General features: G+C 66.4%; 11 protein-coding genes. 8 read left to right on the top strand and 3 right to left on the bottom strand.

All coding sequences use genetic code 11. From position 1 onward, the window contains the following. Window positions 1–39: 39 nt before the first annotated feature. From VGU00_RS02920 to VGU00_RS02900, 5 genes are read left to right on the top strand one after another with little or no spacing between them, the layout of a single operon-like run. Window positions 40–2,862: a 2-oxoglutarate dehydrogenase E1 component gene (locus tag VGU00_RS02920; protein ID WP_327465316.1), complete on the top strand. Its 2,823-nt coding sequence runs from the start codon at window positions 40–42 to the stop codon at window positions 2,860–2,862. Between the two features lie 33 nt (window positions 2,863–2,895). Then, entirely contained in the window at window positions 2,896–4,134 is a 1,239-nt protein-coding gene (odhB, locus tag VGU00_RS02915) for a 2-oxoglutarate dehydrogenase complex dihydrolipoyllysine-residue succinyltransferase (protein ID WP_327465314.1), read from the top strand. A 4-nt stretch (window positions 4,135–4,138) separates the two neighbouring features. Continuing rightward, on the top strand, window positions 4,139–4,456 hold the full coding sequence (locus tag VGU00_RS02910) for a hypothetical protein (protein WP_327465312.1): 318 nt from the start codon (window positions 4,139–4,141) through the stop codon (window positions 4,454–4,456). Between the two features lie 47 nt (window positions 4,457–4,503). Beyond that, complete coding sequence (lpdA, locus tag VGU00_RS02905; RefSeq protein WP_327465310.1) at window positions 4,504–5,901, top strand: dihydrolipoyl dehydrogenase; 1,398 nt, start codon at window positions 4,504–4,506, stop codon at window positions 5,899–5,901. 20 nt (window positions 5,902–5,921) lie between these two features. Continuing rightward, complete coding sequence (locus VGU00_RS02900) at window positions 5,922–7,262, top strand: amidohydrolase (protein WP_327465308.1); 1,341 nt, start codon at window positions 5,922–5,924, stop codon at window positions 7,260–7,262. Between the two features lie 4 nt (window positions 7,263–7,266). Here VGU00_RS02900 and VGU00_RS02895 read toward each other — a convergent pair whose 3' ends face one another. Then, complete coding sequence (locus tag VGU00_RS02895) at window positions 7,267–7,728, bottom strand: GFA family protein (RefSeq protein ID WP_327465306.1); 462 nt, start codon at window positions 7,726–7,728, stop codon at window positions 7,267–7,269. Window positions 7,729–7,781: 53 nt separating this feature from the next. Between VGU00_RS02895 and VGU00_RS02890 the strand changes: the two genes are divergently transcribed. Genes VGU00_RS02890 through VGU00_RS02880 form a run of 3 tightly spaced genes read left to right on the top strand, consistent with a single transcriptional unit; the run spans window position 7,782 to window position 10,705 of the window. Further along, the gene (locus VGU00_RS02890) at window positions 7,782–8,399 is read left to right on the top strand and encodes a trimeric intracellular cation channel family protein (RefSeq protein ID WP_327465304.1); all 618 of its coding nucleotides are present in this window, start codon (window positions 7,782–7,784) and stop codon (window positions 8,397–8,399) included. Window positions 8,400–8,447: 48 nt separating this feature from the next. After that, complete coding sequence (locus VGU00_RS02885) at window positions 8,448–9,776, top strand: oxygenase MpaB family protein (protein WP_327465302.1); 1,329 nt, start codon at window positions 8,448–8,450, stop codon at window positions 9,774–9,776. Window positions 9,777–9,799: 23 nt separating this feature from the next. After that, on the top strand, window positions 9,800–10,705 hold the full coding sequence (locus tag VGU00_RS02880) for an alpha/beta fold hydrolase (RefSeq protein WP_327465300.1): 906 nt from the start codon (window positions 9,800–9,802) through the stop codon (window positions 10,703–10,705). A gap of 30 nt (window positions 10,706–10,735) precedes the next feature. Here VGU00_RS02880 and sppA read toward each other — a convergent pair whose 3' ends face one another. Together sppA and VGU00_RS02870 are read right to left on the bottom strand one after the other, a co-directional pair. Continuing rightward, window positions 10,736–12,718 carry a signal peptide peptidase SppA gene (gene sppA, locus VGU00_RS02875; RefSeq protein WP_327465298.1) on the bottom strand — a complete coding sequence of 661 codons (1,983 nt, stop codon included), beginning with the start codon at window positions 12,716–12,718 and terminating at the stop codon, window positions 10,736–10,738. Window positions 12,719–12,796: 78 nt separating this feature from the next. Beyond that, complete coding sequence (locus tag VGU00_RS02870; RefSeq protein WP_327465296.1) at window positions 12,797–13,693, bottom strand: NAD-dependent epimerase/dehydratase family protein; 897 nt, start codon at window positions 13,691–13,693, stop codon at window positions 12,797–12,799. Between the last annotated feature and the right edge of the window lie 7 nt (window positions 13,694–13,700).

Below are 13,700 nucleotides of genomic sequence, written 5' to 3'. Positions count from 1 at the left end.
CCATATAAAACCCACCCCTACCTCCCCGTGGAAAAGCAGATGAACCTCGAACGACAAAGCTTCGACATCGACGAGCCGCAGGCCGGCCCGAGCTGGGCGCCGAAAAACTGGCCCCGGATCGACACCGACGACCTGACCGCCGCGCTCGACCCGCAGCAGATGCAGGTCGCGGTGAAGGCCGCGGCCGCCAAGGCGGGTGCCGCGCTGTCGAGCGCCGAGGTCGAACGCGCCGCCGACGATTCGATCCGCGCGATGATGCTGATCCGCACCTATCGCGTGCGCGGCCATCTTGCTGCCAACCTCGATCCGCTCGGCCTCAGCCAGCGCGAGCTGCCCGCGGACCTCACCCCCGAATATCACGGCTTCGCCGGCGCCGATCTCGACCGTCCGGTCTGGCTCGGCGGCACGCTCGGCCTCGAGCGCGCGACGGTGCGCGAGATTGTCGCGATCCTGCGCGCCAATTATTGCGGCAATGTCGGCCTCGAATATATGCACATCGCCGACCTGAAGGAGCGCCAGTTCCTGCAGGAGCGCATGGAAGGCGCCGACAAGATCATCGAATTTTCGGTCGAGGGCAAACGCGCCATCCTGAACAAGGTGATCGAAGCCGAGGAATGGGAAAAATTCCTCGCACGCAAATATGTCGGCACCAAGCGCTTCGGTCTCGACGGCGGCGAATCGATGATCCCCGCGATGGAAGCCATCATCAAATATGGCGGCCAATACGGCGTTCGCGAGATCGTCTATGGCATGGCGCACCGCGGGCGCCTTAACATGCTCGCGAACGTGATGGCGAAGCCGTACAAGATCATCTTCCACGAATTTGCCGGCGGATCGGCCAACCCCGACGACATCGGCGGTTCGGGCGACGTCAAATATCACCTCGGCACCTCGACCGACCGCGAATTCGGCGGCGCGTCGGTGCATATGTCGCTCGTCCCCAACCCGTCGCACCTCGAAGCAGTCGATCCGGTCGTGCTCGGCAAGGTCCGCGCGCAGCAGGTCGTGCGCGACGACCTCGAAAAGCATGAACAGGTGCTGCCCGTGCTGATCCACGGCGACGCCGCGTTCGCGGGGCAGGGCATCGTGTGGGAGTGCCTCGGCTTTTCGGGCATTCGCGGTTACAACACCGGCGGCTGTATCCATTTCATCGTCAATAACCAGATCGGTTTCACGACCAGCCCGCAGTTCGCGCGCTCGTCGCCCTATCCGTCGGACGTCGCGAAGGGCGTGATGGCGCCGATCCTGCACGTCAACGGCGACGACCCCGAAGCCGTGACCTTCGCGTGCAAGCTCGCGATCGATTTCCGCCAGCAGTTCAAGCGCGACGTTGTGATCGACATGTGGTGCTACCGCCGCTTCGGCCATAACGAAGGCGACGAACCGTCGTTCACCCAGCCTTTGATGTACGCCAGCATCCGCCAGCACCCGCCGGTGTCGCAGCTGTGCGCCGCCAAGCTCGAAGCCGAAGGCGTGATCGACGCCGGCTGGGCCGACGCCCGCCGCGCCGAGTTCGTCGCGCGGCTCGAAGGCGATTTCGAATCGGCGAAGAGCTACAAGCCGAACAAGGCCGACTGGTTCGCGGGCCGCTGGTCGGGGCTGCACGCCCCCGCCGATCCCGAAAACGCGCGCCGCAACATCGCAACGGGCGTCTCGGAAAAATTGTTCGATTCGATCGGCCGCACGCTGACGACGATCCCCGACGATGTCGAGGTGCACAAGACGCTGCGCCGCGTGATCGACGCGCGCGGCGCGATGTTCGCCGACAAGGGCGACGGCGAAGTGTTCGACTGGGCGACCGCCGAAAGCCTCGCTTTCGGTACCTTGCTCAGTGAAGGCTATCAGGTGCGCCTGTCAGGTCAGGATTCGGGACGCGGCACGTTCAGCCAGCGCCACGCCGTCTGGGTCGACCAGAAGACCGAGAGCAAATATGTGCCGCTGACCACCGTCCCGCACGGCCGGTTCGAGGTGCTCGACAGCCCGCTGTCCGAATATGGCGTGCTCGGCTTCGAATATGGCTATGCGATGGCCGACCCGAAGAGCCTCGTGCTCTGGGAAGCGCAGTTCGGCGATTTCGCCAACGGCGCGCAGATCATGATCGACCAGTTCATCGCCAGCGGCGAAGCCAAATGGCTGCGTGCCAACGGGCTCGTGATGCTGCTGCCGCACGGCTATGAAGGGCAGGGCCCCGAACATAGCTCGGCGCGCCTCGAACGCTTCCTGCAACTGTGCGCGGGCGACAATATCCAGGTGTGCAATATTTCGACCCCGTCGAACTATTTCCACGTCCTGCGCCGCCAGATGCTGCGTCCGTTCCGCAAGCCTTTGATCATCATGACGCCGAAGTCGCTGCTGCGTCACAAGCTGGCGGTGTCGCAGCGCTCGGACTTCATCGGCGACGCGCATTTCCGTCGCCTGATGTCGGACCGCACGCCGCCGGCCGACAAGGACGTCAAGCGCGTCGTCCTCTGTTCGGGCAAGGTCGGTTACGACCTGATGGAAGCGCGCGATGCTGCGGGCCTGACCGACACGACCGTCGTTCGCGTTGAACAGCTCTATCCCTTCCCGGGTGAACCGCTCAGCGTTCGCCTGAAGCGGATGCCGAACCTCGAAGAGGTCGTCTGGGCGCAGGAAGAGCCGCGCAACAACGGCGCCTGGTTCTTCGTCAACGAACTGATCGAAGAGGCGCTTACCAATGCCGGCCACAAGGGTATGCGTCCGCGTTATGCCGGCCGCGCTGCCGCGGCGTCGCCCGCGACGGGCCTGATGAGCCGCCACCAGACCGAACAGTCGGCGCTCGTCGCCGATGCGCTCGGCCTGTCGGTTCGCGCCGAAATCCGCCGCGCCAAGAACAAAGCCTGAGCCCCAAGCTTAAGTCCCCAAGGAACTGCACCTATGAGCACCGAAGTCAAAGTCCCCACGCTGGGCGAAAGCGTTACCGAAGCGACCATCGGCGAATGGCTGAAAAAGCCCGGTGAGGCCGTCGCGCTCGACGAACCCATCGCCAGCCTCGAAACCGACAAGGTCGCGGTCGAAGTGCCGTCGCCCGTCGCGGGCGTGATGGGCCAGCAGCTCGCCGCCGTCGGCGACACGGTCAATGTCGGCGCGACGATCGCCACGGTCGAAGCCGGCGGTGCCGCTGCCGCTCCGGCGCCCGCTGCCGCGTCACCCGCGCCCGCCAAGGCCGAAGCCGCTGCGCCGGCTCCCGCCGCGACCGCCGCTCCGGCCGGGGAAGGCGTCGACACCGTCACCACCATGTCGCCCGCCGTCCGCCGCCTCGTGCTCGAACATGGCGTCGACCCGACGAAGATCCAGGGCAGCGGCAAGGATGGCCGCCTGACCAAGGAAGATGTGCTCGCCGCCGCCAACAACGCGCCGGCTGCCGCTCCCGCACCCGCTGCTGCGCCGGCGCCTGCTGCCAGCGGCGCGCCGGGCCGTCAGGAAGAGCGCGTGAAGATGACGCGCATGCGCCAGACGATCGCGAAGCGGCTGAAGGCGGCGCAGGATACCGCGGCGATGCTGACGACGTTCAACGACGTCGACATGTCGGCGGTGATGGCGACGCGCGACAAATATCGCGAAAGCTTCGAAAAGAAGCATGGCGTGCGTTTGGGCTTCATGAGCTTCTTCACCAAAGCGGTCGCGCTCGCCGCGCATGACATCCCCGCGGTCAACGCGCGGATCGACGGCGACGAGATCGTCTATCACAATTATCTCGACGTCTCGGTCGCGGTCAGCGCGCCGAACGGCCTCGTCGTGCCCGTCGTGCGCAACGCCGACAGCATGAGCTTCGCCGACATCGAGAAAGCGATCGCCGACCTCGGCAAGCGCGCGAAGGAAGGCACGCTGACGATGGACGACATGACCGGCGGTACCTTCACCATTTCGAACGGCGGCGTGTTCGGCGGCCTGATGTCGACACCGATCATCAACCCGCCGCAGTCCGCGGTGCTCGGTCTCCACCGCATCGAGGATCGTCCGGTCGTGCGGAACGGCGAGATCGTGATCCGTCCGATGATGTATCTGGCGATGAGCTATGACCACCGCCTGATCGACGGCCGTGAGGCGGTGACCTTCCTCAAGACGATCAAGGAAGCGATCGAGGATCCGACGCGCCTGCTGATCGATCTTTGATCCGATGATCGCCCCGTCTGTCCGTCCGATCCTGATCTTTGCTGCGGCGGCCGTCCTGGCCGGCTGCAGTGAAGGCGAAAACTCGATGCAAAAAGGTTTCGAGGACGGGTTCAAGACGCAGTTTGTGGAAAAATTCGGCAATTCGTGCCGCGCTGCGGCCGAGGGCGCCGGGGCTCCGGCGGACCTGGTCGCCGACGTTTGCAAATGTGCGGCGGACGAATTGGTCAAGAAATACAGCGCATCGGAACTGATCAGCCTGTCGCCCGAAACGGCCGAGCCGGTTATGAAGTCCTGCGCTGCGAAATCCGGGCTGCCGGTTTGAGCTGATCCGCTCCCCGGTGCCGAGGCAGAAATTGAGGTAGATTGAACATGGCTGATTACGACTACGACGTCCTTGTCATCGGTGCCGGCCCCGGCGGCTATGTCGCGGCGATCCGCGCGGCGCAGCTGGGCCTCAAGACCGCGTGCGCCGAAGGGCGCGAGACGCTGGGCGGCACCTGCCTCAACGTCGGCTGCATCCCGTCGAAGGCGATGCTCCACGCGTCGGAATATTTCGAGGCGGCCGCCGGCGGCGCGATGGCGAAAATGGGCATCAAGGTGAAACCCGAACTCGACCTGCCGGCGATGCACGGCCAGCGCGTCGACGCCGTCAAGGGCCTGACCGGCGGCATCGAATTCCTGTTCAAGAAGAACAAGGTCGACTGGCTGAAGGGCTATGCCCAGTTCACCTCGAAAGACAGCGTCGAGGTCGCTGGCAAGACCTATCGCGCCAAGAATATCATCATCGCCACGGGCTCGTCGGTGACCCCGCTTCCGGGCGTCGACGTCGACAACGACAAGCAGGTCATCGTCGATTCGACCGGCGCGCTCGAACTCGCGAAGGTTCCGGGCCATATGGTCGTCATCGGCGGCGGCGTGATCGGGCTCGAACTCGGCAGCGTGTGGCGCCGCCTCGGTGCCAAGGTCACCGTCGTCGAATTCCTCGACCAGATCCTGCCCGGCATGGACGGCGACGTCCGGAAGGAAGCGAACAAGATCTTCAAGAAGCAGGGCATGGAGTTCAAGCTCAAGACCAAGGTCACGTCGGCCGCAGTCAAGGGCAAGAAGGCCGTGCTGACGCTCGAGCCCGCCGCCGGCGGCGATGCCGAAACGCTCGAAGCCGACGTCGTGCTCGTGTCGATCGGGCGCCGTCCGAACACCGACGGCCTCGGCCTCGACAAGGCGGGCCTCGCGGTCAACCAGCGCGGCCAGATCGAAACCGACCATGATTTTGCGACGCAGGTTCCCGGTATCTGGGCGATCGGCGACGTGATCCCCGGCCCGATGCTCGCGCACAAGGCCGAAGACGAAGGCATCGCCTGCGCCGAGAATATCGCGGGGCTGACCGGCATCGTGAACCACGATGTCATCCCGTCGGTCGTGTACACTTGGCCCGAAATCGCCGGCGTCGGCCTGACCGAAGAGCAGGCGAAGGAGAAGGGCGAGGTCAAGGTCGGCAAATTCCCGATGCTCGCGAACAGCCGCGCCAAGACCAACCACGAGCCCGACGGTTTCGTGAAGGTGATCGCCGATGCGAAGAGCGACCGCGTGCTCGGCGTGTGGTGCATCGCGAGCGTTGCGGGCACGATGATCGCGCAGGCCGCGCAGGCGATGGAATTCGGCGCGACGTCCGAAGACATCGCCTACACCTGCCACGCACACCCGACGCACAGCGAGGCGATCAAGGAAGCCGCGATGGCGGTGACGGGCAAGCCGATCCACACCTGACGAAAAAATTGGGGGAGACTATGATGGCGAAGCTTTGGCTCTGGGCAGGGGCTTCGCTAGCCCTCTCCCTCACCGCGACCGTTGCGCAGGCGGCACCCGATCCGGGTGCCGCGAACGCGCGGCTGACCGCGCTGCTCGATAAAAATTACCCGGCGCTCGACGCGCTCTACAAGGACCTGCACCAGAACCCCGAACTCGGGATGCAGGAAGTGCGCACCGCGGGCATCCTCGCACAGCATCTCCGCAAGGCCGGCTTCACCGTGACCGAAAAGGTCGGCGGTACCGGCGTCGTCGGCATACTCAAAAATGGCGAGGGCCCGACGATCCTCGTCCGCGCCGACATGGACGCGCTGCCGATGGAGGAAAAGACCGGGCTTGCCTGGGCGAGCAAGGCGCGCGCGACCTATGAGGGCAGGGATGTACCCGTGATGCACGCGTGTGGCCACGACACGCATGTCGCCTATCTGGTCGGCGTCGCGCAGGCGCTTGCCGCGATGCGCGACAGCTGGTCGGGCACCGTGATGCTGATCGGCCAGCCTGCCGAGGAGCCGCTGCTCGGTGCGCGCGCGATGCTCGACGACGGGCTGTTCACGCGCTTTCCGAAGCCCGATTTCGGCTTCGCCGCGCATGTGTCGAACCTGCCGGCGGGCGTCGTCGCGATCAAGGCGGGCGCCGGGTCGTCGGCGTCGGACAGCTATTCGATCACCTTCCACGGCCGCGGCGGGCATGGCTCGATGCCCGCAGCGACGATCGACCCGATCCCCATCGCCGCGCGCTTCGTCACCGATACCCAGGTGGTGATCAGCCGCGAAAAGGATCCCGCCGCCTTTGGCGTGCTGACGATCGGCGCGATCAATGCGGGCAGCGCGCCCAATATCATTCCCGACAGCGCCGAGGTGAAGGTCAACCTGCGTTCGCAGTCGCCCGAGGTGCGCAAGCTGCTTCAGGACGGCACCGCGCGCGTCGCGAAATCGGCGGCAGCGATGGGCAAGGCGCCCGAACCGACGATCCGCTATCTCAGCGGTACCGGCGTCCTGACCAACGATGAAACGATGGCGAATGCCGCGGTCGCGGCGTTGACGCCGGTATTCGGCAAGAGCCTTGTCTTCGCGCCGGCGAGTGCGGCGCCGATGTCGGGCAGCGAGGATTATTCCGAGTTCGTCGATGCGGGGGTGCCGTCGCTTTTCTTCGGTATCGGCGGTTATGATCCGGCGGTCCTCGCCGACCTCAAGGCGAAGGGCGAACCCGCGCCGACGAACCATTCGCCTTTCTTTGCGCCGAAAGCCGAGCCCGCGATCCGCAATGCGGTGACCGCGATCGTGCTGTCGATCGTCGGCGGTGTGCGGCCGGCCGCGAAATAGGGCGTCAGCCCGCCATCATCACCTGCCACCGGCGCTGCGCGTCGGTGGTCCACACGCCTTCGGGCGACGGATAGAAATCCGGAAAGACTTTCACATCGGCGGGCAGCACGACCCACGGCTGTTTGCTGCGCGTGAAGATATGCACGTCGGGCGGATATCGGTCGGGGTCGTCGAGCGTGCCGACGCGGACGAAGGACGAGCGGCGACCCGAGGTCGGATAATGGCTCCAGAGCGCGACCCGGCACGCCGGGCAGCGGATGATCTCCTGCCCCTTGCCGCTTTCGGACGGCGTCATCACCGGGTCGACCACCCCTTCGACCTCGAGCCGGTCGCTCTCGATCACCGCATTGATCACGAAGGCGCTGCCCGTCTCGCGCTGACACCAGCGGCAATGGCAGCAGTGGACGATCATCGGGGCCGAGTTCATCCGGTAACGAACCGCGCCGCAAGTGCATCCGCCTTCCATCGCGGCCTCCTCTCCATTGTGCCGTATCGCGCGCGATGATAGCGCGGCGCGCGATGGATACACAAACGCTCGTCCGCCTGCTCGACCTTGTCGGCATCGGCGTCTTCGCGCTGTCGGGCGCGCTGATGGCGGTGCGGCTGCGCCAGACGCTCGTGACTGCCGCCTTCTTCGCGCTCGTCACCGGCGTCGGCGGGGGCAGCGTGCGCGACCTCTTGATCGGCGCGCCGGTGTTTTGGGTCCAGGATGGCGCTATCGCCGCGGTGTGCATCGCGATCGCGCTGATCGTCTGGCTGACGCCCGAACATTGGTGGCGCGGGCAATTGCTCGAGTGGGCCGACGCCGTCGGGCTTGCCGCCTATGCCGTGTTCGGGACCGCGAAGGCGCTCGCGTGGGGCGTCCCGCCGGTGCCTGCGCTTATGATGGGCGTCATTACCGGCTGCGTCGGCGGCACGATCCGCGACATCCTCGCCGGGGTGCCGTCGATCATCATGCGGCCCGAAGTCTATGTGACGGCAGCGGCGCTCGCCTCGGGGCTGTTCCTGCTTTTGCAGTGGCTGGGGACGGGAACGCCCGTTGCGGCTGTCGCAGGCGCGGTCGCGGGCTTCGTCCTGCGCGGGGCGGCGATCCATTGGTCGCTTGCGCTGCCCGCCTATCGCGGGCCGAAAGCCTAAGAGAAGCGACAGGCTTGCCAAATCGCGAAACTGTGGCAGTTTCGCTTTATGAACATGGATGTCAGCACCATCGCATGCCGGGTGCGGGGTCAGGCGGATGCCTTGCCCGAGCTGTTCGGCCGTTTCGATTTCGACAAGGCGCCCGAGCGCTGGGCGCCCGAAGCCGATGCGGTGAGCGAGCTCAGCCGCGTCCGCAGCATCGATCGCGCCGACTATCTGGACGACCCCGACCTGCTCGGCCGCATTCGCGAATATACGATGCTCGGCGACCGGGCGGGCGATGCCTATGCCGCGCTGATGCCGCGCTACGGTTTCCAGCGCACCGTCGCGATGCTGGTCGATGCGTGCGACAAGGGTATCGAAGCGGTTGCGGACGCACCGCCCGAGCTGGTCGCGCTGATCCGCGAAATGGAGCAGAAACCCGACTGGCTCGACATGGGGCTGGTCGAGGAGGGCGCTGCCTATGAGCGCAACGCGACCGCGAACCTCTCGCCCTTCCTGATCCGCGGCGCGTTCATCGCGACCTTCCTCAACAAATATTCGGCGCTGCCGATGGCGCTGACCGGCACGCTCGGCCATGCGACCGCGGCACGGCGGGTGAAGGAAACCGCGACCTTCTTCGCGACGACGGCGCTGCCCGGCGCGCTCGACCGCTATGGTGCGGGCTTCAAGGCGGCGGCGATGGTGCGACTGATGCACTCGATGGTACGCATCAATGTGTTGTCGCGCCCCGGCATGTGGGACGCCGACACCTATGGCATGCCGATCCCGCAGCTCGACCAGATGCCCGCGGGGCTGATCCCCGTCTATTTCCTGTCGCAGGAAGTGCTGGCGAAGGGTCGCACCAGTTTTACCCGGCTCGAACGCGGGCGGGTCGAGCTCGCGCGCTATCGCTGCTATCTGCTCGGCTTGCCCGAGGATCTGCTTGCCGACACGCCGCAGGAGATCGTCCGCATCTGGCGCACGCGCAGCGCGACACTCCGCTACGAATATGACGATGTGGTCTGCGGCGGGCTGCTGCGCGCGACGATGGACGCCGAACTGTCGAAGGATCGTTCGCCGAAGGGGCAGGTGAAGCGCCGTCTCGAATATTCGGTCAGCCGCGTCTTCTTCGTCAAAGCCTTCCTTGCCGGCGACGAGGAGCGCGCAGCGAATGTCGGCGTGCCTGTGCGGCGCCGCGATCATCTCATCTATGGCGCGACGATGCTCGGCATTGCGGGGCGGATGGCCGCGTACCGCGTCGCCTCGCGCCTGCCGGTCATCCGGCATCTCGCCGATCGCCGTCTCGTCCACCGGATCGAGCGCCAGCTCGCCGAATATGGCCGCGCCGAATTTACCTCCGACGCCGCGCATTATAAGCCCGCAACGGCGAGCTAGATTCTTCGACCTAAAGGATTTTCATGCAGACCGAGCAGGCGACCGTAAACGGCATCAGCATCACTTACGAGGACAAGGGGCCGCGCGATGCGCCGGTCATATTGCTGGTCATGGGGCTCGGCGGCCAGTTGACGCTCTGGCCCGACGAATTCGTCGATGCGCTCAACGACCGCGGTTTCCGTACGATCCGTTACGACAATCGCGACGTCGGCCTGTCGACGCGGTTCGAGGCGGCGGGTATTCCCAATGTGAAATGGATGATCGTCAAATCGGTCATCGGCCTGCCGGTGCGTTCGGCCTATACGCTCGCTGACATGGCGGCCGACGGGATCGGATTGCTCGATCATCTCGGCATCGCGCGCGCGCACATCGTCGGCGTGTCGATGGGCGGCATGATTTCGCAGCATATCGCGGCGCGCTATCCGCAGCGCGTGCTGTCGCTGACGTCGGTGATGTCGACGACGGGCAACCGCCGCCTGCCCCGCGCGCAGAAAGAGGCGATGCGCGTGCTCGCCAATCGCCCGATGAGCGGCGACAAGGAAGCGCTCATCGCTTACTCGGTCAATGCCGCGCGCGTCATCGGAAGCCCCGGCTATCCGTCGGCCGAAGACCGGCTCCAGCGCCGCGTGCGCAACGATTTCGAACGCGGCTGGTACCCGCAGGGTGTCGCGCGCCAGATGGCGGCGATCGTCGCCGACGGCGACCGGCGTGCGATGCTCAAGGACATCAAGGCGCCGACGCTCGTCATCCATGGCGAGGACGATCCGCTCGTCCCGCTCCCCGGCGGGCGCGACACGGCGGACAATATCGCGGGGGCGCGGCTGCTGACGATACCGGGCATGGGTCACGACCTGCCGCTGGCGCTCGTCGACAGGCTGGCCGATGCGATCGCCGCGCATATCAACGACACCACCGCTGTCGCGGCGTAAGTCTTCCTTCCCCCAAGCGGGGCGGAAGACTTAGCGCAGCAACAGCGCCATCGTCGCGAAAAAGCCCTTGGTTTCGGTCTGGGCCGGCCTCGGCACGGCGGGCAGATAGGCGCGGCAATCGAGGCACGATGCCTGTACCGACCCCGCCTGCGTCAGCATCGTCAGGTCCTGCACCAGCCGCCGTTCGGTGAGCTGGCGGTTCATCGCCGCGATGCCGAACCAGCCGCGTGGCAGCGCCGCGGTTTCCTCTTCGGCGCCCGACCAGCTCGCGAGCATCTTCGAAAATTCGCTCGGCTCGTCCTCGAAATATTTGGCGTGGAACTCGCCGTCGAGCTTCGCGAGCTTCGCTGCGGCCTTCAGCGCGTCGGGCAGCCCGCCGAACTGGTCGACGAGGCCGATCTGGCGCGCGGTGCCGCCCGCCCATACGCGCCCCTCGGCAATCGTGCGGACCTTCTCGATCGGCTGTTTGCGGCTCTTGGCGACAAGCCCGGTAAAGCGGCCATAGATATCCTCGACGCTCGCCTGTGCCAGCGCGTTGAATTCGTCGTTCACGCCGCCGAACAGGTCGGGCTGGCCCGACAGCGGCGTGGTCGCGATGCCGTCTGCAGTGACCCCGATCTTGGCGAGCGCCTGATCGAAACTCGGCAGGATGCCGAACACGCCGATCGATCCGGTGATCGTCTCGGGCTCGGCAAAGATGCGGTCGGCGGGGGTCGCGATCCAGTAGCCGCCCGACGCGGCGACATTCGCCATCGACACGACGACCGGCAGCTTCTTCGCCTTGGCGGCGAGCAGTGCCTGCCGGATTTCCTCGGACGCGAGGACCGACCCGCCGGGGGAATCGACGCGAAGCACGATCGCCTTGATGCTGCTATCGGCCGCGGCGTCGAGGATATGCTGCGCGACGGTTTCGCCGCCCGCGACGCCGCTCGGCGCTTCGCCGTCGACGATTTCGCCGATGACGGGGACGACTGCGATCGCGCTGCCATTCGTCGCCGGCGGATTCGCGGCGACCCAGTTTTCGAGCGGGATCGCATTATATTCCCACGGCTTGCTGTCGTCCGCCGCTCCGCTGATTTCGGCGACGCGCGTGTTGAACGCCATGCGGCTCCCGACCTTGTCGATCAGCCCGGCGTCGACCGATGCTTTCGACAGGTCGTTGCCCGCCGCCTGCACCGCGCCTGCGGTGTCGGCGATGAACGCGTCGACCTTGGCCGCGGGGCGCGCCTTTTTGACGTCGCTCAGCCAGTTGTCCCACAGCACGCTGGCATAGGCGAGGTCGGCTTCCTTGGCTTCGGGCGACTGGTCGCTGCGCAGATAGGGTTCGACCGCGCTTTTGAAGGTGCCGACGCGGTAGATATGCGCGGTGATGCCGAGCCGGTCCATCAGCCCCTTATAATAGAGGCGCGATCCGCCGGGTCCGGCGATCGCGACGCCGCCGATGCCGTCGGCCCAGATTTCGCTCGCGTGCGATGCGATCTGGTAGCTGTCGGTCGTGTAGGCGGTCGCGAAGGCGAGCACCGGTTTTTTCTTCGCGCGCACCTTGTCGACTGCGGCGCCGATTTCTGCGAGCGAGACCTGCCCGCCGCCAAGGAAGCGGTCGAGGTCGAGCACGACCGAGGTCACACGCTTGTCGTCGGCGGCGGTTTCGAGCGCGTGGACGACGTCGCGGACGCGGATTTCCTTGAGCTCAGCGCCGCCCGACAGCGCCGCGAGCGGATCGACCTCGGCGGGCTGCTCGCTGACGATGCCGTTGAGTTCGACCAGCAGCGCACCCTGGCTGACGGGCAGCCCCGCATTCGGGCGCCCCGAAAGCAAGCCGAACAACGCGACGAAGAAGAGCAGCAGGAAGATCAGCGCGAGCCCGTCCTTGATCGCGACGAGCAGGTTCCAGACCTTGCGCGGAAAGCTGGTGGTCGATCTGGGTTTGTCGTCGCCGGGGAGCGGGCGGCGTACGGGAATAGCCCAGGGGCCGGCGGGGTCGTTCGGAGGGGTCGCGGTCGTGTCGGTCATGTTCGCGAACCTAGGGATGCGCCTCGCCCTTGGCAATGCACGCTTCGACGGGCGAACGGCGACACCCCACGGGCGACGTCAGAGCCAGCCTTCGCGGCGATACCAGCGCACGGTTTCGGCGAGCGCGTCTTCGGTATCGAGCTCGGGACGCCAGAGGGTCGCGGGCGGGTGGGCGCCTTCGGTCGCGACCCAGTCGGGGTGCGCGATATAGCGGGCGCGGTCGGGGGTCAGCTTGGCGCGGCCGCGGCGCACCAGCTTGTCGATGCGGCCGCCCGCCTTGAGCAGCATGGCGGGCGTCGCGAGCGTCGACAGCCGCTGCCGTCCCACCGCACGCGCGACCGCGCGGGCAAAGCTGCGATGCGACCAGCCGGTGGGCTTGCCGTCGTCGGGTTCGTAGATCTGGCCGATGCTGGCGCCGCGATCGGCCGCGAGCGCGACGAGCAGGCGCGCAAGCTCGTCGACATAGATCGCCGACATGCGCCCGTTCGGGACCAGTGCGATGCCGCGCCGCGCCATGCGGAACAGGTCGAGCATTTCGGTGTCGCCGGGGCCGAAGACTGCAGGCGGGCGTATGATCGTCCAGTCGAGACCGCTGGCGATGACGACGGCTTCGGCGCGTTCCTTCGACCAGCCATAGTTGGAGATGCCGGGCTCGCGCGCGGCGAGCGAGGAAACGTGGACGAAGCGCGTGACGCCGGCGCCGCGCGCGGCGTCGACGACATGGGCGGTAGCGGTCGCATTTCCGGCCTCGAACGCGGCGCGGGTGGGAACATTGACCACGCCGGCGATATGCATGACGACATCGGCGCCTGCCGCCATTTTGGCGAGGCTGTCCTTGTCGTCGAGCGCTCCGGCAATCCATGTGACGCCTTCGCGTTCGGGCTGTGGCCGGCGGGTGAGGGCGCGCACCTGCCATCCCGCCGCGAGCGCGTGTCGCATCGTAGCGCCGCCGACGAAGCCGGTTGCCCCGGTCATCGCGAGC

The organism is Sphingopyxis sp. (assembly GCF_035944815.1).
GTDB lineage: Bacteria > Pseudomonadota > Alphaproteobacteria > Sphingomonadales > Sphingomonadaceae > Sphingopyxis.
The sequence above is the reverse complement of the archived record's forward strand: the minus strand, read 5'-3'. Positions and strand labels throughout refer to the sequence as shown.

What these genes read in the sequence shown, in the direction of transcription:
- odhB (WP_327465314.1), top strand. Translation starts at nt 2,896, where the DNA reads ATGAGCACCGAAGTCAAAGTCCCCACGCTGGGCGAAAGCGTTACCGAA.
- VGU00_RS02910 (WP_327465312.1), top strand. Translation starts at nt 4,139, where the DNA reads ATGATCGCCCCGTCTGTCCGTCCGATCCTGATCTTTGCTGCGGCGGCC.
- VGU00_RS02885 (WP_327465302.1), top strand. Translation starts at nt 8,448, where the DNA reads ATGAACATGGATGTCAGCACCATCGCATGCCGGGTGCGGGGTCAGGCG.
- lpdA (WP_327465310.1), top strand. Translation starts at nt 4,504, where the DNA reads ATGGCTGATTACGACTACGACGTCCTTGTCATCGGTGCCGGCCCCGGC.
- sppA (WP_327465298.1), bottom strand. Translation starts at nt 12,718, where the DNA reads ATGACCGACACGACCGCGACCCCTCCGAACGACCCCGCCGGCCCCTGG.
- VGU00_RS02870 (WP_327465296.1), bottom strand. Translation starts at nt 13,693, where the DNA reads ATGACCGGGGCAACCGGCTTCGTCGGCGGCGCTACGATGCGACACGCG.
- VGU00_RS02890 (WP_327465304.1), top strand. Translation starts at nt 7,782, where the DNA reads ATGGATACACAAACGCTCGTCCGCCTGCTCGACCTTGTCGGCATCGGC.
- VGU00_RS02880 (WP_327465300.1), top strand. Translation starts at nt 9,800, where the DNA reads ATGCAGACCGAGCAGGCGACCGTAAACGGCATCAGCATCACTTACGAG.
- VGU00_RS02895 (WP_327465306.1), bottom strand. Translation starts at nt 7,728, where the DNA reads ATGGAAGGCGGATGCACTTGCGGCGCGGTTCGTTACCGGATGAACTCG.
- VGU00_RS02920 (WP_327465316.1), top strand. Translation starts at nt 40, where the DNA reads ATGAACCTCGAACGACAAAGCTTCGACATCGACGAGCCGCAGGCCGGC.
- VGU00_RS02900 (WP_327465308.1), top strand. Translation starts at nt 5,922, where the DNA reads ATGATGGCGAAGCTTTGGCTCTGGGCAGGGGCTTCGCTAGCCCTCTCC.